The organism is Hydrogenophaga sp. (assembly GCF_035481345.1).
Lineage (GTDB): Bacteria > Pseudomonadota > Gammaproteobacteria > Burkholderiales > Burkholderiaceae_C > Hydrogenophaga.
Window position 1 is genome coordinate 41,567 of record NZ_DATIGV010000076.1, and the last position, 18,222, is coordinate 59,788.

Sequence of the window (18,222 nt, forward strand, 5' to 3'; positions counted from 1 at the left end):
CGTCCATTTCCTTCCCGCGCTCAGCGGGTGTGGAAATGGGCGCCGTTGTGTTTTGGGGGTTCCGAAATCGCCATCCGCCCCACAGGAGTCCACGACCATGCCTTCGACCCCTCTGTCCCGCCGCCGCCTCATCCAGCAGGCCGGCGCCCTCGGCTCCGCCGCCCTCGCCGGCAGCCTGCTCAGCACCCGGGCACAAGCCTCCACCGCGCTGGAAACCAAGGCCGCCAAGCTCGGCTTCATCGCCCTCACCGACGCCGCGCCCCTGTTCGTGGCCGATGAGAAGGGCTTCTTCAAGAAGCACGGCATGACCGAGGTCGAAGTGCTCAAGCAGTCCTCCTGGGGCACCACGCGCGACAACCTCGTGCTCGGCTCGGCCAAGGGCGGCATCGACGGTGGTCACATCCTCACGCCCATGCCCTACCTCATCACCACCGGCGCGGTGACACCCAACAACGTGCCGGTGCCGATGAACATCCTGGCGCGCCTGAACCTGGGCGGACAGGGCATCTCGGTGGGCGCGGAATACGCCGACCTGAAGGTGGGAACCGACACCAAGGCCTTCGGCAAGGCCCTGGCGGCCAAACGCAGCTCGGGCAAGGCGGTCAATGCCGCCATGACCTTCCCCGGCGGCACACACGACCTGTGGATCCGCTACTGGCTGGCCGCTGGCGGCGTGGACCCGAACAAGGACATCTCCACCATCGTGGTGCCGCCCGCGCAGATGGTGGCCAACATGAAGGTGGGCAGCATGGACACCTTCTGTGTCTGCGAGCCCTGGAACCGCCAGCTCATCAACCAGAAGATCGGCTACACCGCCATCACCACCAGCGAACTCTGGATGAACCATCCGGAGAAGGCCTTCGCCATGCGCGCCGACTGGGTGCAGGCCAACCCGAACGCCACACAGGCGCTGATCAAGGCCGTGATGGAAGCGCAGATGTGGTGCGAAGACCCGGCCAACCGCGCCGAGGTGGCCGAGATCTGCTCGCGCCGGCGCTGGATCAACGCGCCCGTGGCCGACGTGATCGACCGTGTCAAGGGCGACTTCGACTACGGCACCGGCCGCGTGGAGGCCAACAGCAAGTTCCAGATGCGCTTCTGGAAGGACCATGCGAGCTATCCCTTCCAGAGCCACGACCTGTGGTTCCTGACCGAGAACATGCGCTGGGGCTACCTGCCCACCAGCCTGGACACCAAGGCCCTGATCGCCAAGGTGAACCGCGAGGACCTCTGGCGCGCCGCCGCCAAGGACCTGGGCGTGGCCGCCAAGGACATCCCCACGTCCACTTCGCGCGGCGCGGAGACCTTCTTCGACGGCAAGGTCTTCGACCCGGCCAACCCGAAGAAGTACCTCGACAGCCTCGCGATCAAGACCGTCAAGGCGGCCTGATTTCGCGCTTGCCCGCCCGCGCGCCCAGCCCCCCGCTTTCCCAGAGACCAGGAGTTCCCCGCAATGAACACCACCACGGAAACCCTTGAGCCGATCCGGCTGGCCACGCCAGCTTCGCCATCGGCCAACCTGCCCAACTGGATCAAGGCCGCCGCGCGCGGCTTCATGACCCACGTGCTGCCCCCGCTGGTGATCATCGGCCTGCTGCTGGTCGTATGGGAGCTGCTGGGCTCGCGTCCGGGCGCCGCGCTGCCGCCGCCCAGCAAGGTGGTGGAAGACACCTGGGAGCTCATCGTGAGCCCCTTCTACGACAACGGCGGCAACGACGTCGGCCTGGCCTGGCAGATGCTCGCCAGCCTCAAGCGCGTGGCCTACGGCTACGCGCTGGCGGTGGTGGCGGGGGTGAGCCTGGGCGTGCTGGTGGGGCAGTCCACCTGGGCGCTGCGCGGGCTCGACCCGCTCTTCCAGGTGCTGCGCACCGTGCCGCCGCTGGCCTGGCTGCCGATCTCGCTGGCGGGCTTTCGCGATGGCCACCCCTCGGCCATCTTCGTGATCTTCATCACCGCCATCTGGCCGATCATCATCAACACCTCCATCGGTATCCGCAACATCCCCGACGACTACCGCAACGTCGCGCGCGTGATCCGGCTCAACGGCGTGGAGTACTTCGGCAAGATCATGTTGCCGGCCGCAGCGCCCTTCATCTTCTCCGGGCTGCGCATCGGCGTGGGCCTGTCCTGGCTGGCCATCGTCGCGGCCGAGATGCTGATCGGCGGCGTGGGCATCGGCTTCTTCATCTGGGACGCCTGGAACAGCTCGCGCATCAGCGACATCATCCTCGCGCTCTTCTGCGTGGGCATCGTCGGCTTCCTGCTCGATCGCATCGTCGCCTTCATCGGCCACCTCGTCACGCGCGGCACCGCTGCGAGCTGACCCCACCCATCGGCAACAGGAGCCCCGACATGAGCGACAACGCCTACCTCAGCATCAGCGGCGTGGACATGACCTTCACCAAGGGTCGCGCCGTCAACCCCGTGCTGCGCCACATCAACCTGGACGTCAAGCGCGGCGAGTTCATCTCCCTCATCGGACACTCGGGTTGCGGCAAGTCCACCGTGCTCAACATCGTGGCCGGCCTGCTCAGGGCCAGCGCGGGCGGTGTCATCGTCGACGGCCGCGAGGTGAACGAGCCGGGCCCCGACCGGGCGCTGGTGTTCCAGAACCACTCACTGCTGCCCTGGCTCACGGTCTACCAGAACGTGGAACTGGCGGTGGACAAGACCTTCCGCGGCGTGAAGACCAAGGCCGAGCGCAAGGACTGGATCCTGCACAACCTGGAGATGGTGAGCATGGGCCATGCCCTGCACCGCCTGCCATCGGAGATCTCCGGCGGCATGAAGCAGCGCGTGGGCATTGCGCGCGCGCTGGCCATGGAGCCCAAGGTGCTGCTGCTCGACGAGCCCTTCGGCGCGCTGGACGCGCTCACGCGCGCGCACCTGCAGGACGAGGTGATGCGCATCCAGGCGGAGCTGCACAACACGGTGATGATGATCACGCACGACGTGGACGAGGCGGTGCTGCTGTCCGACCGCATCGTGATGATGACCAACGGCCCCTCGGCCACCATCGGCGAGATCCTCGACATCGACCTGGCGCGCCCGCGCGACCGCCTGGCCCTGTCGGACGACGCGCGCTACAACCACTACCGCCACGAGGTGCTGAGCTTCCTGCACGAGAAGCAGCGCAAGGTGGAGCCGATGGCGCGCGCCAGCGCGCGCGGCAAGGCGGCCGAGGCCTTGAGCGCCTGAACATCAGCGGGCGCACCCTGCTGGGGCGCCCCAAGCTGGCGCGGTTCTTGCACCAAAGCTGGAGCCTCTCTCCACTCTGACTGCAAGGATCGCACCATGGCGGCACAGACCGGCCACTTCCGACAATTCCTCCAAGCCGGCCACGCCCCAACGCTGGGCGCCGCCTTCTTCTACTTCGCCTTCTCCTGCGCCATCTGGGTGCTCAACGGCTCCATGGCCCCCTTCATCACGGAGGCCTACCAGCTGTCGCCCACGGAGAAGGGCCTGATGCTCTCCGTGCCCATCTTCGCGGGCGCGCTGATGCGCTTTCCCTTGGGCGTGCTGGCCCAGTACGTGGGCCGCAAGAACGCCACGCTGGTGGAAATGGCCGGCATCGCGGTGGCCATGCTCTTCGGCTACTTCTTCGTCGAGTCCTTCAGCGACCTGCTCGCCATGGGCGTGCTGCTGGGCATCGCGGGCGCCAGCTTCGGCGTGGCGCTCTCGCTCGGCTCGGGCTCGTTCCCGCCGCGCTACAAGGGCCTGGCCATGGGCCTGGTGGGCGCGGGCAACGTGGGCACCGCCGTCTCGGCCCTGCTGGCACCGCCGCTGGCCCAGGCCTTCGGCTGGCAGACGGTCTACGGCTTCGCGGCCATCGGCATCCTGCTGCCCATGGTGGTGATGGTGGTGTTCGCGCAGGAGCCGCCCGACCGCTCGGCGCATTCGAGCTTTCGCGAGCACATCGCCTGCCTGTTCGAGAAGGACGGGTGGGCCTTCAGCCTGATCTACGCCGTCACCTTCGGCGGCTTCATCGGCCTCACCACCTTTCTTCCCAGCTACTTCTACGACCAGTTCGGCGTGAGCAAGGTGCAGGCGGGCCAGCTCACCATGCTGGCGGCCTTCATGGGCGCGGCGCTGCGCATCTTCGGCGGCTGGATCTCCGACCACTGGGGCGGCGTGAACACGCTGACCGGCGTGCTGCTGGTCGTCACCGTCACGCTGGTGCTCTGCGGCTTCGCGCAGCAATCGCTCACCGCCACGGTGCTGCTGTTCCTGCTGTGCTTCGCGGCCCTTGGCGCGGGCAACGGCGCGCTGTTCCAACTGGTGCCGCTGCGCTGGCCGCTCACCACGGCCGTGGCGGGTTCCATGATCGGCGAGATCGGCGCGCTGGGCGGCGGCCTCATTCCCAACGCCATGGGCCTGAGCAAGCAGTACGCGGGCCACTACGGCTGGGGTTTCGCCAGCTTCGCGGCCTGCTCGGCGGCCATGCTGCTGATGCTGCGCGTGATGCAGATCCGCTGGACGCGCACCTGGGCCGAGAAGGGCGGGCGGGCGCGCAGCGCCTGAGCGCACGGGCGCCCGCGCGCGCGGGCGATCGTCTACGTGCGCGACCGGGCGACGGGGGGTGCCGTCACCTCGGCAGGAACAGCAGCCACACCACCAGGATCAGGTTGAAGAGCAGGCTGATGCCCGCCAGCAGCTTCCAGCGCATGGCCGGGTCGCGCTGGAACAGCGGCGAGGCGGCCGGCGCGCTCAGTGGCCGCGAGGCGCCGCGCTCCAGGGCCAGCAGAAATTCTTCCGCCGTCTCGAAGCGCGCCGAGCGGTCCCGCGCCACGGCCTTGAGCACCACGTGGTCCAGCCAGATCGGCACCTCCGGGTTGTGGCGGCTCGGGGGTGTCGGGTCGCGGTGGTAGCGGCCCATCTGGTACGGCAGCACCTCGCCGTAGGGCAAGCGGCCGGAGAGCAACTGGTACAGCGTGACGCCGAGCGCGAACAGGTCGCTGCCGGCGTCCGGCGCGGCGGGCTCGGCCTCGCCGGGGCCGAGGTGAAAACCCCACTGCTCGGGGTTGATGTAGCTGGGCGTGCCCGCGTGCAGCGCACGGGTGGCGGCCGGCTCGCGGCCCGACAGCGCCACGCCGAGGTCGAGCACGCGCAGCAGGCCGTCCTCGCCCTGGTGCAGGTTGGCGGGCTTGATGTCGCGGTGCACCACCCCCTGGCGGTGCAGCCGGCCCAGCACGCGCAGCGCCTGCATGGCCAGGGCCACCGCCTTCGTGGGGCCGGGGCGTTCGCCACGGTCGAGCTGCTGACGCAGCGTCTCGCCCGCGTGCCAGTCGTAGAGCAGGTAGAAGGCCGTGCGCTCGCCGCCGGGCGGGCGCGGGTGCAGGGCCACCAGGTGCTCGGCCACGCGCGAGGACGCCATGCGCGCGGCCAGCCAGCCCTCGTGCGCCAGCGTGGCGCGTTCGTCGGGGTCGTGCGCGCGTGAGGGGTGCAGTGTCTTGAGCGCGTACAGGCGCTGCGTGCCGGGATCGCGCACCTGGTAGAGGCGGTTGACGCCGTTGTCGGCCACCAGCGCGGTCACCACCAGGCCGTCGATGGCGGCGCCCACGCCCAGTTTGGGCGGCACCGGCAGGGCCTGGGCCTGGCGCTGGGCGTCCTGCAGAGTGGCCTCCAACAGGCCGCGCACGCGCACCACCAGGGCGGTGACGTTGTCGTCGCTGCCGGCGGCCAGCGCCGCCTCCACCAGGGTCTCGGCCGCGGCGCGCGCCTCGCGGCCACCCAGGCACTCGCGCAGGCGGCGGTCGGGCAGGCTGCCGTGCACGCCGTCGGTGACCAGCACGAAGGTGTCGCCCACCTGCAGGTCGCCCTGCTGGTAGTCCACCACCACGTGGTCTTCCAGGCCCACGGCGCGCAGCAGGCGGTGGCGCAGCTCGGGGTGCGGCACCACGTGGTCGTGGCTGAGCTGTGTGAGCTCGCCCTCGCGCAGCAGGTAGCAGCGGCTGTCGCCCACGTGCGCCAGCGTGTACGACTGGCCGCGCAGCACCAGCGCGGTGAGCGTGGTCAGCCCCATGGCCGGCGCGCGGCGCCGGTTCATGCCGGCCAGCCACGCGTTCTGCGCCGCCAGCACGCGGTCCAGCGCCACGGTGGTGTCCCAGGTTTCGGGCGTGCCGTGGAAGTCGCGCAGCACGCTGGTGACGGTGGTCTGCGCGGCCTCGCGGCCCAGGCCACCGGCGCTCACGCCATCGGCCACGGCGACGACGCTGCCGCGCGCCTCCTGCCCCGGCGGCGCGAGCTGGGCGCCGCAGAAGTCCTCGTTCACCGGGCAGCGGCCGGGCCGGCTCCAGAAACCGATGTCGAGGTCGATGCCGGTGCCCACGTTCACACCTTCTCAACCCATGAGCAGTTGCATGCTGCGCTCGACCTGCGCCGTGAGGCCCTCGAAGGCGTCCAGCACGGCCTCGCTGGCCGTGGCGAAGCCGCCCAGGCGGTTCTGCCGCTCGCGGCCGGTGGCGCGCTCGGCCAGCGCGGCGCCGGCCAGCATCTGCTGCCAGGCGCCCAGGGCCGCGTCCATCGCGGCGCGGATCTCCGGCGTGGACAGAGGCGCGGCCTGCAGGTAGGCCAGTCCCTGCTCGAAGGCCTGGCGGGCTTCGTCCATGGCCTGCGCGTGCCGCGACACGGCGGCCGGCTCCAGCAGCGCCAGCAGCGCGCACTTGGCGTAGCGCTGCGAGAGCATGCGCTGGCGCCCCGCGGTGTTGAGCGCGCGCAGCGGCGCCACCGAGCCCGCGCTCTCCAGGCTGGCGGTCAGGCGCTCGGCGCTGGCCAGCAGCTCGTCGGCCAGGGCGTCGGCCTCGCCGGGCGCGGTGCCGGGCGCGCCGCGCAGCAGCGGCTTCAGGCGCGCCCAGGCCTTGCTCGGCGGGGCGATCAGGTCGCCGAACGTGGGCTGGGACAGGTTGCGTTGCAGCAGCGCGAGGTTGGCGTCGATGCGCTCGGCCGATGCGTCGAGCAATGCGCGGTGGCGCGCTTCGTCCACACCGGCCAAGCACAGCAGGTGCAGCTTGACCGCGCGCTGCGAGAGCATGCGCAACTGGCCCGCGCGGTTCACGCCCTCGGCGTAGCGCGCGGAGTGAATGATCTGCTGCGCCAATTGGCCCATGCGCTGCTGCGTCTGCATGGCCGCGCCGCGCAGCAACTGGAAGGCGTCCTCGTCGGGCATCTGCCGCGCGCGCATCAGGATGCCCTTGGCGCGCTCCACCAGCTTGCGCTCCTCGAAGCGCTGGGACAGGTCGCGCAGTTCCTCGCGCAGGGCCTGCTCGCGCTTGAAGCGCGCCTGCGCCAGGTGGATCAGCGGGCGCAGGCGCGGCGCGCCGTAGCCATTGACGGCCCAGACCTGCACGCCCGCGTCGAGCGCGCGCTCCACGCCCTGCGCGTCCACGTCGCCGGTGAACACCAGCACCGGGCGCGGCGCGGTGCCGGCCAGGGCCGCCAGCGCCTGGAACAGCGGCTCGCCCGGCAGCGGGGCATCCACCACCACCAGATCTGGTGCATGGCGGACCACGCCCGCCATCAATTGGTGCACCGCATCAAGCACCTCGGGCACTTGCAGGCCGGCGGCCCGCAGGTCCGCCGCCAGCGGCGAAGCCTTGGCGCCATCGAGAAGAACCAGCACGGAAGTCATGCGAATCAATCACTTGCGCAGCAAAACAGGCAGGGGCCACGGCGCTGCGGCACGCCCGCGACCCCGCGATGGTGCACCAGAACGGGGGCCGCGACGGGCACCGCCAGCCTGTGGCACGGCTCTTGCAAGAAAACGCTCGGACGCGACGAGGCGTCCCGTCCCGGCGGCCCAGCCGGGGCACTGCGTGCAACGACGCGCGCAGACATGGCAGCGGCCAGCGCCCGAGGGCGCGCGCCGACCCGGTCGGTCGACCGGCGCAAGAAAACACCCACCGCCTGACCGGGGTGCATCCGCCCCTGCCCTGCCTCCCGCGCCGGGCGGTTCACTCGTCCCGCGATACACGTCCTGGAGCTCCCACGATGAAGAAACCCAAACTGGTGATGGTCGGCAATGGCATGGCCGGGGTGCGCACGCTTGAGGAACTGCTCAAGATCGCCCCCGAGCTCTACGACATCACCGTGTTCGGTGCCGAGCCGCACCCCAACTACAACCGCATCCTGCTCTCGCCGGTGCTCGCGGGCGAGCAGACGCTCGACGAGATCGTGCTGAACGACTGGTCCTGGTACCAGGACAACGGCGTCACCCTGCACGCGGGCTTCCAGGTGACCAGCGTGGACCGCGTCAAGCGCGTGGTGCATGCCACCAACGCCGCGGGCGAGGCGATCAGCGCGCCCTACGACCGGCTCATCATGGCCACCGGCTCGAACCCCTTCATCCTGCCGATCCCCGGCAAGGACCTGGACGGCGTGCTGGCCTACCGCGACATCGCCGACACGCAGGCCATGATCGACGCCGCCGCGAAGTACCGGCACGCGGTGGTCATCGGCGGCGGCCTGCTGGGCCTGGAGGCCGCCAACGGCCTGATGAAGCGCGGCATGAGCGTGAGCGTGGTGCACGTGGCGCCCTGGCTGATGGAGCGGCAACTGGACGACGTGGCCGGCAAGCTGCTGCAGCAGTCGCTGCAGGCGCGCGGCATGAAGTTCCTGATCGGCGCGCAGACGCAGGAATTGGTGGCGGGCGACGGCGGGCGGGTGAAGGCCGTGCGCTTCAAGGACGGCAGCGAGGTCCCCGCCGATCTGGTGGTGATGGCCGTGGGCATCCGCCCCAACACCGCCCTGGCCGAGTCGATGAAGCTGCACGTCAACCGCGGCATCGTGGTCAGCGACACGATGCAGACCGTCACCGACGCGCGCATCTACGCGGTGGGCGAGTGCGCCGCGCACCGCGGCATCGCCTACGGCCTGGTGGCGCCGCTGTTCGAGCAGGGCAAGGTATTGGCCACGCACCTGGCCGAGTTCGGCATCGGCCGCTACACGGGCTCGCTCACCTCCACCAAACTCAAGGTCACCGGCATCGACCTGTTCTCGGCCGGCAACTTCATGGGCGGCGAAGGCACCGAGGAAATCGTGATGAGCGACCCCGGCGGCGGCGTCTACAAGAAGCTGGTGATCCAGGACGACAAGCTGGTGGGCGCCTGCCTGTACGGCGACACGGTGGACGGCAGCTGGTACTTCAAGCTGCTGCGCGAAGGCCGCAGCCTGGCCGACATCCGCGACAAGCTGATGTTCGGTGAATCGAACATCGGCGACGTGGGGCACGAAGGCCACAGCAAGGCCGCCACCATGCCCGACGACGCCGAGGTCTGTGGCTGCAACGGCGTCAACAAGGGCAGCATCTGCAAGGCCATCAAGGACAAGGGCCTGTTCACGCTGGAAGAGGTGCGCAAGCACACCAAGGCCAGCGCCAGCTGCGGCTCCTGCACCGGCCTGGTGGAACAGATCCTGATGTTCACCGCCGGTGGCGACTACTCGGCCACGCCCAAGTTGAAGGCCATCTGCGGCTGCACCGAGCACGGGCACCAGGCCGTGCGCGACGCCATCCGCGAGCGCAAGTACCTCAGCACCGCCGAGGTCTTCGCCGGCATGGGCTGGCGCACGCCCAACGGCTGCGCCACCTGCCGCCCCGCGGTCAACTACTACCTCATCAGCACCTGGCCGAAGGAAGCGAAGGACGACCCGCAGAGCCGCTTCATCAACGAACGCAGCCACGCGAACATCCAGAAAGACGGCACCTACAGCGTGATCCCGCGCATGTGGGGCGGCGAGACCACCGCGGCCGAGCTGCGCCGCATCGCCGACGTGGTGGACAAGTACCAGATCCCCACCGTCAAGGTGACGGGCGGGCAGCGCATCGACCTGCTGGGCGTGAAGAAGGAGGACCTGCAGGCGGTGTGGAGCGACCTGGCCATGCCCAGCGGCCACGCCTACGCCAAGGCCCTGCGCACGGTGAAGACCTGCGTGGGCAGCGAGTGGTGCCGCATGGGCACGCAAGACAGCACGCAGATGGGCAAGGACCTGGAGCGCGCCATGTGGCGCATGTACGCACCGCACAAGGTGAAGTTCGCGGTGAGCGGCTGCCCGCGCAACTGCGCCGAGGCCGGCATCAAGGACGTGGGCATCATCGGCGTCGACTCGGGCTGGGAGATGTACATCGCCGGCAACGGCGGCATCAAGACCGAGGTGGCCGAGTTCCTCGTCAAGCTGAAAACGGCCGAGGAGGTGCTGGAGTACACCGGCGCCTTCATGCAGCTCTACCGCCTGGAAGGCTGGTACCTGGAGCGCACCGTGCACTACGTGGGCCGGGTGGGCCTGGACTACGTGAAGAAGCGCATCCTGGACGACGCCGAGGGCCGCAAAGCGCTGTGGGCGCAACTGCAGTTCGCGCTCGACGGCGAGCCCGACCCCTGGTTCGAGCACGAGAAGGCTGCGGTGGACACGCGCCAGTTCATCCCCATCCGGCCCATGGCCGTGGAAGGGAGCGTGGCATGAGCCTTCTGAGCCAATGGACGGCCATCTGCCGCGTCGACGACATCCCCGTGCTGGGCTCGCGCACCGTGCGCCGCCCGGTGGGCCTGGACGTGGCCATCTTCCGCAACGCCGAGGGCGGCGTGTTCGCCCTGCTCGACCGCTGCCCGCACAAGGGCGGGCCGCTGAGCCAGGGCATCGTCTTCGACAACCGCGTGGCCTGCCCGCTGCACAACTGGACCATCGGCCTGAACGACGGCTGCGCGCAGGCACCCGACGAGGGCTGCACGCCGCGCTTCGCGGTGCAGGTGGTGGACGGCGTGGTGCACCTGGACGCGCGCGAACTCGCCACGCACGCCACCGATCTCGTGCGCCCCATCGCCGGCCCGGCCACGCGCCGCGTCTCGCCATGAGCACCGCCCGGCCGCCCGAAGGGGCTCGCGCCGCAGCGCGCCGCGCGGAGGCTTCCCTATGACCGACACCCGCTCCACCTGCCCCTACTGCGGCGTGGGCTGCGGGGTCATCATCGAGAGCGAGGGCGCGCGCATCACCGGCGTGCGCGGCGACCCGGATCACCCCGCCAACTTCGGCCGCCTGTGCAGCAAGGGCCAGACCCTGCACCTGACCGCCGCCGACGGCGTGGCCCGCCAGACGCGGTTGCTGCACCCCATGGTTCGCGCCGCGCGCGGTGCCGCGCCGCAACGCAGCGGCTGGGACGAAGCCCTGGACCTGGCCGCGCGCCGCTTCAACGGCGCCATCGCCACGCACGGCCCCGACGCCGTGGGCTTCTACATCAGCGGCCAGTTGCTGACCGAGGACTACTACGTCTTCAACAAACTCGCCAAGGGCCTGATCGGCACCAACAACATCGACACCAACTCGCGCCTGTGCATGAGCAGCGCGGTGGCGGGCTACAAGCTCACCCTGGGCGCCGACGCGCCCCCGGCCTGCTACGACGACCTGAACCACGCCGACTGCCTGTTCATCGCCGGCAGCAACGCGGCCTGGGCGCACCCGGTGCTGTTCCGCCGCCTGGAGGACGCGCGCCGCGCCAACCCGGACATGAAGGTGATCGTGGCCGACCCGCGCCGCACCGACACCGCCGGCATCGCCGACCTGCACCTGCCCTTGCAGCCCGGCACCGACGTGATGCTGTTCCACGGCCTGCTGCACATCATGCTGTGGGAAGGCTGGACCGACGCCGCGTACATCGAGCGCCATACCAGCGGCTTCGACGCGCTCAAGGCGCTGGTGCGCGAGTGCACGCCCGATCGCGTGGCCCAGGTCTGCGGCCTGAAGGAGGACGACCTGTTCACCGCCGCGCGCTGGTTCGCCACCGGCGCCAGCACCGACGCACAGGCGCGCGGCACCACGCTCAGCCTGTACTGCCAGGGGCTGAACCAGAGCAGCAGCGGCACCGCCAAGAACGCCAGCCTGATCAACCTGCACCTGGCCACCGGCCAGATCGGCCAGCCCGGCGCGGGGCCGTTCAGCCTGACGGGCCAGCCCAACGCCATGGGCGGGCGCGAGGTCGGTGGCCTGGCCAACCTGCTCTCGGCCCACCGCGACATGGCCAACCCCGCGCACCGCGCCGAGGTGGCCGCGCTGTGGGGCGTGCCGGATGTGCCCGCGACGCCCGGACTCACGGCGGTGGAACTGTTCGAGGCCGCCGCCGACGGCGCCGTGAAGGCGCTGTGGATCGCCTGCACCAACCCCGCGCAGTCCATGCCCGACCAGCGCACCGTGCGACGCGCGTTGCAGCGCGCCGAGTTCGTGGTGGTGCAGGAGGCCTTCGCCACCGCCGCCACCTGCGACTTCGCCGACCTGCTGCTGCCCGCCACCACCTGGGGCGAGAAGGAAGGCACCGTCACCAACAGCGAGCGCCGCATCAGCCGTGTGCGCGCGGCCGTGCCGCCGCCCGGCGAGGCGCGGCACGACTGGCGCATCGTGGTCGACTTCGCTCGGCGACTGCGCCCGGGCAACGGCCTGTTCCCCTACGAGACGCCCGAGTCCGTCTGGCTCGAACACCGCGAGTCCACGCGCGGACGCGACCTGGACATCACGGGCTTGAGCTACGCCACGCTGGAACAACAGGGCCCCCAGCAGTGGCCCTTGCGTGAAGGCGAGGCCAACGGCAAGAGCCGGCTGTATGAGGACGGCGTCTTCCCCACCGCCGATGGCCGCGCCCGCTTTGCCGCCCTGCCCTACAAGCCCTTGGCCGAGCCGCGCGAGTCGCGCTATCCCTTCTCGCTCACCACCGGCCGCCTGCGCGACCAGTGGCATGGCATGAGCCGCACCGGCACCCTGGGCCGCCTGTTCGGCCATGTCGCCGAGCCGGCCGTGCAACTCAACGCCCGCGACATGGAGCGCCTGGCCCTGCACGACGGCGACCTGGTGCACGTCACCAGCAAGCGCGGCAGCATCGTGCTGCCCGCGCAGGCCAGCGATCAGATCGCACCCGCGCAAGCCTTCATCGCCATGCACTGGGGGCCGGAGTACCTGAGCGGCCAGAGCAGCAGCGGCGAGCCCTTGGCCGGCGTGAATGCAATCACCACCTCGGCCTACTGCCCCTCATCGAAGCAGCCCGAGCTCAAGCACGCGGCGGTGAAGGTGCTCAAGGCCGAACTGCCCTGGACCCTGCTGGCCCTGTCCTGGCTGCCCGACGACGGCGCCCTGTCCACCCAGACCGCGCTGCGGGCGCTGATGGCCGAATTCCCGTTCGCCAGTTGTGTGCCCTTCGGCCGCGAGCGCACCGGCGTGCTGTTCCGCGCCGCCGCCCACGATCCGCCCGCGCCGGCCCTGGTGGACCGCCTGGAGGCCCTGCTGGGCCTGGACGCGCCCGACACCCAGCGCTACGTCGACCGCCGCCTGGGTCAGCGGCGTTGCGCCCGCCTGTGGCGCAGCCCGGACCGCGGCGCGCGCCTGGAGGCTTTCCTGCTCGCCGGCGACGCGCGCGCCGAGGCCTGGCTCAAGCCCCTGCTGCAGGACGAGGCGCCCGCCGAGGCCTACGCCCGCCGCCTGCTCATGCCGGGCGCCAGCGCCCCGGTGGAGCAGGCGCCTCGGGGCCGGCAGGTCTGCACCTGCCTCAACGTCAGCGACAGCGCCATCCGCGCCTGCCTGGCGCGCGCGGAGGGCAGCGATGAGGAACGCCTGTCGCAGTTGCAGACCCAACTGCATTGCGGCACCCAGTGCGGCTCCTGCGTGCCCGAACTGCGCCGGCTGGTGCGCGAGCGCGACACCGCGCCGGCCTGAGCGAATCGCCGCCTTCATATAACGACAAGTCATCAAGCCTGCCGGACAATCCCGCCATTCAGCCTCCCCCACGAACATGGGCATCAGCCACTACATCAAGGACATCGGCCGCGGCAAGGACGGCGCGCGTGCCTTGTCGCGCGAGCAGTCCGCCGACCTGATGGGTCAGGTGCTCGACGGCGCGGTGAGCGACCTGGAGCTGGGCGGCTTCTGCCTGGCCATGCGCATCAAGGGCGAAACGCCCGAGGAAATGGCCGGCTTTCTGGACGCCACGCATGCGCGCCTGAACCGCGTGCCGGGCAACGGCAGGCCGGTGGTCGTGCTGCCCAGCTACAACGGCGCGCGCAAGCTGCCGCTGCTCACGCCGCTGCTGGCGCTGCTCCTGGCGCGCCGGGGCGCGGCGGTGCTGGTGCACGGCACGGCCACCGAGGACAAGCGGGTCGCCGCCGAGGCGGTGTTCGGCGCGCTGGGCGTGGCCCCGGCCGGCCGCGTGGCGGCCATCGCCCCCGGTGAGTGCGCCTTCGTCCCCACCGCCGTGCTGCTGCCCGGTCTCAAGCGCCTGCTCGACGTGCGCCGCGCCGTGGGCCTGCGCAACCCGGGCCACAGCCTGGTCAAGCTCATGAACCCGGTGGACGGGCCCGCGCTCATCGTGGGCAGCTACACCCACCCCGAATACGCCCTCAGCATGGCCGCCACCTTCGCACTCACCGGCGCGCACGCCCTGCTGCTGCGCGGCACCGAAGGCGAGCCCGTGGCCGATCCGCGCCGCCAGCCGCGCATCGAGGCCTTTCGCGACGGCCAGCGCATCGAACGCATCGCCGCGCAGGACGGCCCGCTGGCGCAACTGCCCGATCTGCCCGCCATCGACGCCGCGTCCACGGCCCGCTACATCCGCGCCGTGCTCGACGGCCACGCCCCCTTGCCGGCGCCGATTGCGCGCCAGGCCGACTGCATCCTCGCCGAGGTGAACGCCCATGAAACCCAACCCGCTTGACTTTCCCCCCGGCAGCGTCACGCTCGTGGGCGCCGGCCCCGGCGATCCCGAGCTGCTCACCCTCAAGGCGGTGCGCGCCATCGGCGCGGCCACCGTGCTGCTGGTGGACGACCTCGTCAACGAAGCCGTGCTCCAGCACGCGCGGCCCGAGGCACGCATCGTCCACGTGGGCAAGCGCGGCGGCTGCAAGAGCACGCCGCAGGCCTTCATCGAACGCCTCATGCTCATGGCCGCGCGCGAGGGCGAGGTCGTGGTGCGCCTCAAGGGCGGCGACCCCTTCATCTTCGGCCGCGGCGGCGAGGAGGTGGAGCACCTGCGCGCCGAAGGCATCGCCGTGCGGGTGGTCAACGGCATCACCTCCGGCCTGGCGGGCCTCACCGCGCTGGGCGTGCCGCTCACGCACCGCGACCACGCGCACGGCGTGGTGTTCATCACCGGCCACGCCAAGCCCGGAGACGCCGGCACCGACTGGCCCGCCCTGGCCACCACCGCGCGCGACGCGAAACTCACCCTGGTCATCTACATGGGCGTGAGCGGCGCGACGCAGATCGAGCAGGGCCTGCTGGCCGGCCTGCCGGCCGACACGCCGCTGGCGGTGATCCAGCACGCCACACTGCCCCAGCAGCGCCACACCGTCAGCACCCTGGGCGACCTGCGCGGCTGCATCGAACGCGAGGGGCTGGGCAGCCCCTCGGTGATCGTGGTGGGCGACGTGCTGCGCGGGCTGCAATCGCTGGGCGCGGCGGAGCCGGCCATCCGCGCAGCCTGACGCGCGGTCTGACGCGCGGGCGGCGTGTCTATTGACACACGCTGCTCCACTTTTTTCAGCACCGGGCCTCGCGGTGGCGCGGTGATTGCTTGGTGTGGGCCATGACATCGCTTGCCGCCCCAGCCCTGGGCACACGCCCCGACACGGTGCCCGCCCACATCGCCGGCCTCTCCCTGGTCAACCTGGCCGCGCGCCAGCGCATGCTGTCGCAGCGCCTGATCCTGCAGACCGTGCTGGCCGCCCAGGGCGACGCCGAGCGCCTGCAGGCCGCCCGGCGCAGCCTGCAGACCTTCACCGAGAGCCAGCAGCACCTGGTGGCCACCGTCGGGCACCTGGAGCCAGCCGGCGCTCGACGGATCGACGAGACCTACCACGGTGCACGCGGCGTGGGGCCGGTGGTGCAGGCCTTCATGCGGCTCATGAGCCAGGCGCTGGACCAGATCGAGTCGGGTAGCTCGCGCGCCCCGGCCACCCTGGGCGAACTGGTGGCGCACACCGACCGCGTGCTGGAGGCCCTCAACACCGCCACCACCGCCTTCGACGAGGTCGCCAAGGCCCGCGCCGACGCGATGATGAAAGAGCTCACCGGCATCGTGGGCGACATCCAGAGCGTGGCCAAGGAAGCCAAGGTGGTGAGCTTCAACGCCCAGGTGATGGCCGCGCGCGCCGGCCAGCACGGGCGCGAGTTCGCCGTGGTGGCCAACGTGCTGTCCGACATCAGCACCGAGATCGACGAGCTGACGCGCAAGGCGGCGGTTCTGGCGGAGCGCAACACACGCCAGTGAACCCCTACACTGCGGCCCCTGATCAGGAGGCGGCCGCATGCTCGACAAACTCAACACCCTCGCCGAAAGCCACGGCGCGCTGCGCCCCGGCCGGGGCCTCGTCACCGGGGTCATCGCCCTGGTGCTGGCCGTGTTGTGCTTCCTGGGCGTGCTGGCCTTCCATTTCCCCGAATACCTCACCACCCCCGAGCTGCGCCGCCAGTACGACGTGGCGCTCATGCGCCAGATCCTGTTCTGGTCGCTGGTGCTGGCCGGCGCGCTGAGCCTGGCCAACCTGGTCTTTCGCCGCGCACCCTGGCTGGCGGGCGCGGCCTTCGCCCTGGTGCTGCTGAGCGCCCTGCTGGGCGGGCACGCGGTGGAGGTGGACCCGAACTTCCCCGACGACACGCCCTACATCGGCCTGGACTGGTTCATCCTCGACCTGCTCGGCTCGGCGCTGATCTTCATCTTCATCGAAAAGCTCTTCAAGCTGCGCAAGGACCAGCCGGTGTTCCGCCCCGAGTGGCAGACCGACTTCCACCACTTCATCGTCAACCACATGCTGGTGGGCTTCATGCTGCTGGCCACCAACCTGCTGGTGCACCGCCTGTTCGGCTGGGTGCCCGTGGACGGCGTACGCGGCTGGATCGCCGGCCTGCCCTTCTGGGCCGGCTTGCCGCTGTGCATCCTGGTGGCCGACCTGGCGCAGTACTGGACGCACCGCGCGTACCACGAGGTTCCGCTGCTGTGGCACCTGCACGCGGTGCACCACAGCACCAAGCACATGGACTGGATGGCCGGCTCGCGCCAGCACATCCTGGAAACGCTCATCACCCGCACCCTGGTGCTGGGCCCGATCTTCCTGCTGGGCTTTTCCAAGGAAGTGATCGACGCCTACATCATCGTGGTCGGCTTCCAGGCCGTCTTCAACCACGCCAACGTGAGCGTGCGCCTGGGCCCGCTGCGCTACCTCATCGTCACGCCCAACTTCCACCACTGGCACCACAGCCAGGACCAGGAAGCCCTGGACCGCAACTACGCCGCGCACTACGCCTTCCTGGACCACCTCTTCGGCACCGCCGTGAACAGCCCGAAGCGGTGGCCCGAGCGCTACGGCGTGCTGGGCGACTACGTGCCCAAGGGCTTCCTGCGGCAGTTGGCCTTTCCGTTCACCTGGAAGGGCTGAAGTCTTGAGCGACGCCGCCTGGGACGCCATCATCATCGGCGCCGGCGCCGCCGGCCTGTTCTGCGCCGGCATCGCTGGCCAGCGCGGGCGGCGCGTGCTGCTGATCGACCACAGCCCCAAGGTGGCCGAGAAGATCCGCATCTCCGGCGGCGGGCGCGCCAACTTCACCAACCGCGACCTCGACCCGCGCGCGCCGCAGAAGCACTTCGTTGGTGAGAACCCGAACTTCTGCCGCTCGGCGCTTTCGCGCTACACGCCGGCCGACTTCATCGCCCTGGTGCAGCGCCACGGCATCGCCTGGCACGAGAAGCACAAGGGCCAGCTCTTCTGCGACCGCTCCGCCGACGACCTGATCCCGATGCTGCTGCGCGAGTGCGAGGCCGGTGGCGTGACCCGCTGGCAGCCCTGCGCCGTGCACGCCGTGCGCCAGGACGGCGACGGCCACTACGCCCTGGACACCGACCGCGGCCCCGTGCGCGCCCCCAAGCTGGTGGTGGCCACCGGCGGCCTGCCCATCCCGCAGATCGGCGCCAGCGACTTCGGCCTTCGGCTGGCGGCCCAGTTCGGGCTGCGCGTGGTGGAGCCCCGCCCCGCCTTGGTCCCACTCACGTTCGACGGTGCCGCCTGGACGCCCTACGCCGGCCTGGCCGGGCTGGCGCTGCCGGTGCGCATCGAGACCGGCGGCAAGAAAGACCGCATGGCCTTCGACGAGGACCTGCTCTTCACCCACCGGGGCCTGTCCGGCCCGGCGGTGCTGCAGATCTCCAGCTACTGGGAACCGGGCGCGCCGCTGCGCCTGAACCTGGCGCCGGACACCGACCTGGGC

14 protein-coding genes are annotated in these 18,222 nt (G+C 70.7%); 12 read left to right on the forward strand and 2 right to left on the reverse strand.

Features of this window, described 5'->3' with window-relative positions; translation table 11 throughout:
* Positions 1 to 97 precede the first annotated feature (97 nt).
* From VLG41_RS07650 to VLG41_RS07665, 4 genes are all read left to right on the forward strand, one after another.
* Positions 98 to 1,390, forward strand: coding sequence for a CmpA/NrtA family ABC transporter substrate-binding protein (locus VLG41_RS07650; protein WP_325348796.1), 1,293 nt, complete (start codon positions 98 to 100; stop codon positions 1,388 to 1,390).
* A 63-nt stretch (positions 1,391 to 1,453) separates the two neighbouring features.
* Positions 1,454 to 2,323, forward strand: coding sequence for a nitrate ABC transporter permease (gene ntrB, locus VLG41_RS07655; protein ID WP_325348797.1), 870 nt, complete (start codon positions 1,454 to 1,456; stop codon positions 2,321 to 2,323).
* A 29-nt stretch (positions 2,324 to 2,352) separates the two neighbouring features.
* Positions 2,353 to 3,198 carry an ABC transporter ATP-binding protein gene (locus VLG41_RS07660; RefSeq protein WP_325348798.1) on the forward strand — a complete coding sequence of 282 codons (846 nt, stop codon included), beginning with the start codon at positions 2,353 to 2,355 and terminating at the stop codon, positions 3,196 to 3,198.
* Between the two features lie 96 nt (positions 3,199 to 3,294).
* Complete coding sequence (locus tag VLG41_RS07665; RefSeq protein WP_325348799.1) at positions 3,295 to 4,521, forward strand: MFS transporter; 1,227 nt, start codon at positions 3,295 to 3,297, stop codon at positions 4,519 to 4,521.
* A 64-nt stretch (positions 4,522 to 4,585) separates the two neighbouring features.
* Here VLG41_RS07665 and VLG41_RS07670 read toward each other — a convergent pair whose 3' ends face one another.
* A complete protein-coding gene (locus tag VLG41_RS07670; RefSeq protein ID WP_414652464.1) occupies positions 4,586 to 6,334 on the reverse strand; it encodes a protein kinase domain-containing protein in 1,749 nt (582 codons plus the stop codon).
* Between the two features lie 6 nt (positions 6,335 to 6,340).
* Positions 6,341 to 7,627, reverse strand: a complete 1,287-nt coding sequence (locus VLG41_RS07675) for a type IV pili methyl-accepting chemotaxis transducer N-terminal domain-containing protein (RefSeq protein WP_325348800.1) — start codon at positions 7,625 to 7,627, stop codon at positions 6,341 to 6,343.
* Positions 7,628 to 7,986: 359 nt separating this feature from the next.
* On the opposite strand from VLG41_RS07675, the gene nirB reads away from it, so the two are divergent.
* The 8 genes from nirB to VLG41_RS07715 all read left to right on the forward strand — a co-directional run.
* Positions 7,987 to 10,455, forward strand: a complete 2,469-nt coding sequence (nirB, locus tag VLG41_RS07680) for a nitrite reductase large subunit NirB (RefSeq protein ID WP_325348801.1) — start codon at positions 7,987 to 7,989, stop codon at positions 10,453 to 10,455.
* The gene (gene nirD / locus VLG41_RS07685) at positions 10,452 to 10,844 is read left to right on the forward strand and encodes a nitrite reductase small subunit NirD (protein WP_325348802.1); all 393 of its coding nucleotides are present in this window, start codon (positions 10,452 to 10,454) and stop codon (positions 10,842 to 10,844) included. The genes nirB and nirD overlap by 4 nt, the downstream gene beginning before the upstream one ends.
* A gap of 58 nt (positions 10,845 to 10,902) precedes the next feature.
* On the forward strand, positions 10,903 to 13,683 hold the full coding sequence (locus tag VLG41_RS07690; RefSeq protein WP_325348803.1) for a molybdopterin-dependent oxidoreductase: 2,781 nt from the start codon (positions 10,903 to 10,905) through the stop codon (positions 13,681 to 13,683).
* A gap of 76 nt (positions 13,684 to 13,759) precedes the next feature.
* On the forward strand, positions 13,760 to 14,677 hold the full coding sequence (gene ybiB / locus VLG41_RS07695) for a DNA-binding protein YbiB (protein ID WP_325348804.1): 918 nt from the start codon (positions 13,760 to 13,762) through the stop codon (positions 14,675 to 14,677).
* Positions 14,658 to 15,446 (forward strand): uroporphyrinogen-III C-methyltransferase, encoded by a 789-nt coding sequence (cobA, locus tag VLG41_RS07700; protein ID WP_325348805.1) that lies wholly within the window; start codon positions 14,658 to 14,660, stop codon positions 15,444 to 15,446. The genes ybiB and cobA overlap by 20 nt, the downstream gene beginning before the upstream one ends.
* A gap of 101 nt (positions 15,447 to 15,547) precedes the next feature.
* Positions 15,548 to 16,231 carry a methyl-accepting chemotaxis protein gene (locus tag VLG41_RS07705; RefSeq protein ID WP_325348806.1) on the forward strand — a complete coding sequence of 228 codons (684 nt, stop codon included), beginning with the start codon at positions 15,548 to 15,550 and terminating at the stop codon, positions 16,229 to 16,231.
* 37 nt (positions 16,232 to 16,268) lie between these two features.
* Positions 16,269 to 17,396 carry a sterol desaturase family protein gene (locus VLG41_RS07710; protein WP_325348807.1) on the forward strand — a complete coding sequence of 376 codons (1,128 nt, stop codon included), beginning with the start codon at positions 16,269 to 16,271 and terminating at the stop codon, positions 17,394 to 17,396.
* A gap of 4 nt (positions 17,397 to 17,400) precedes the next feature.
* Positions 17,401 to 18,222, forward strand: an 822-nt coding sequence (locus VLG41_RS07715; RefSeq protein ID WP_325348808.1) for an aminoacetone oxidase family FAD-binding enzyme, incomplete at its 3' end; no start/stop codon positions are given.

Excerpts from the sequence above, each read along its gene's own strand:
- ntrB (WP_325348797.1), top strand. The coding sequence starts at position 1,454 with ATGAACACCACCACGGAAACCCTTGAGCCGATCCGGCTGGCCACGCCA.
- VLG41_RS07675 (WP_325348800.1), bottom strand. The coding sequence starts at position 7,627 with ATGACTTCCGTGCTGGTTCTTCTCGATGGCGCCAAGGCTTCGCCGCTG.
- cobA (WP_325348805.1), top strand. The coding sequence starts at position 14,658 with ATGAAACCCAACCCGCTTGACTTTCCCCCCGGCAGCGTCACGCTCGTG.
- VLG41_RS07705 (WP_325348806.1), top strand. The coding sequence starts at position 15,548 with ATGACATCGCTTGCCGCCCCAGCCCTGGGCACACGCCCCGACACGGTG.
- VLG41_RS07650 (WP_325348796.1), top strand. The coding sequence starts at position 98 with ATGCCTTCGACCCCTCTGTCCCGCCGCCGCCTCATCCAGCAGGCCGGC.
- ybiB (WP_325348804.1), top strand. The coding sequence starts at position 13,760 with ATGGGCATCAGCCACTACATCAAGGACATCGGCCGCGGCAAGGACGGC.
- nirB (WP_325348801.1), top strand. The coding sequence starts at position 7,987 with ATGAAGAAACCCAAACTGGTGATGGTCGGCAATGGCATGGCCGGGGTG.
- nirD (WP_325348802.1), top strand. The coding sequence starts at position 10,452 with ATGAGCCTTCTGAGCCAATGGACGGCCATCTGCCGCGTCGACGACATC.
- VLG41_RS07660 (WP_325348798.1), top strand. The coding sequence starts at position 2,353 with ATGAGCGACAACGCCTACCTCAGCATCAGCGGCGTGGACATGACCTTC.
- VLG41_RS07690 (WP_325348803.1), top strand. The coding sequence starts at position 10,903 with ATGACCGACACCCGCTCCACCTGCCCCTACTGCGGCGTGGGCTGCGGG.
- VLG41_RS07665 (WP_325348799.1), top strand. The coding sequence starts at position 3,295 with ATGGCGGCACAGACCGGCCACTTCCGACAATTCCTCCAAGCCGGCCAC.
- VLG41_RS07710 (WP_325348807.1), top strand. The coding sequence starts at position 16,269 with ATGCTCGACAAACTCAACACCCTCGCCGAAAGCCACGGCGCGCTGCGC.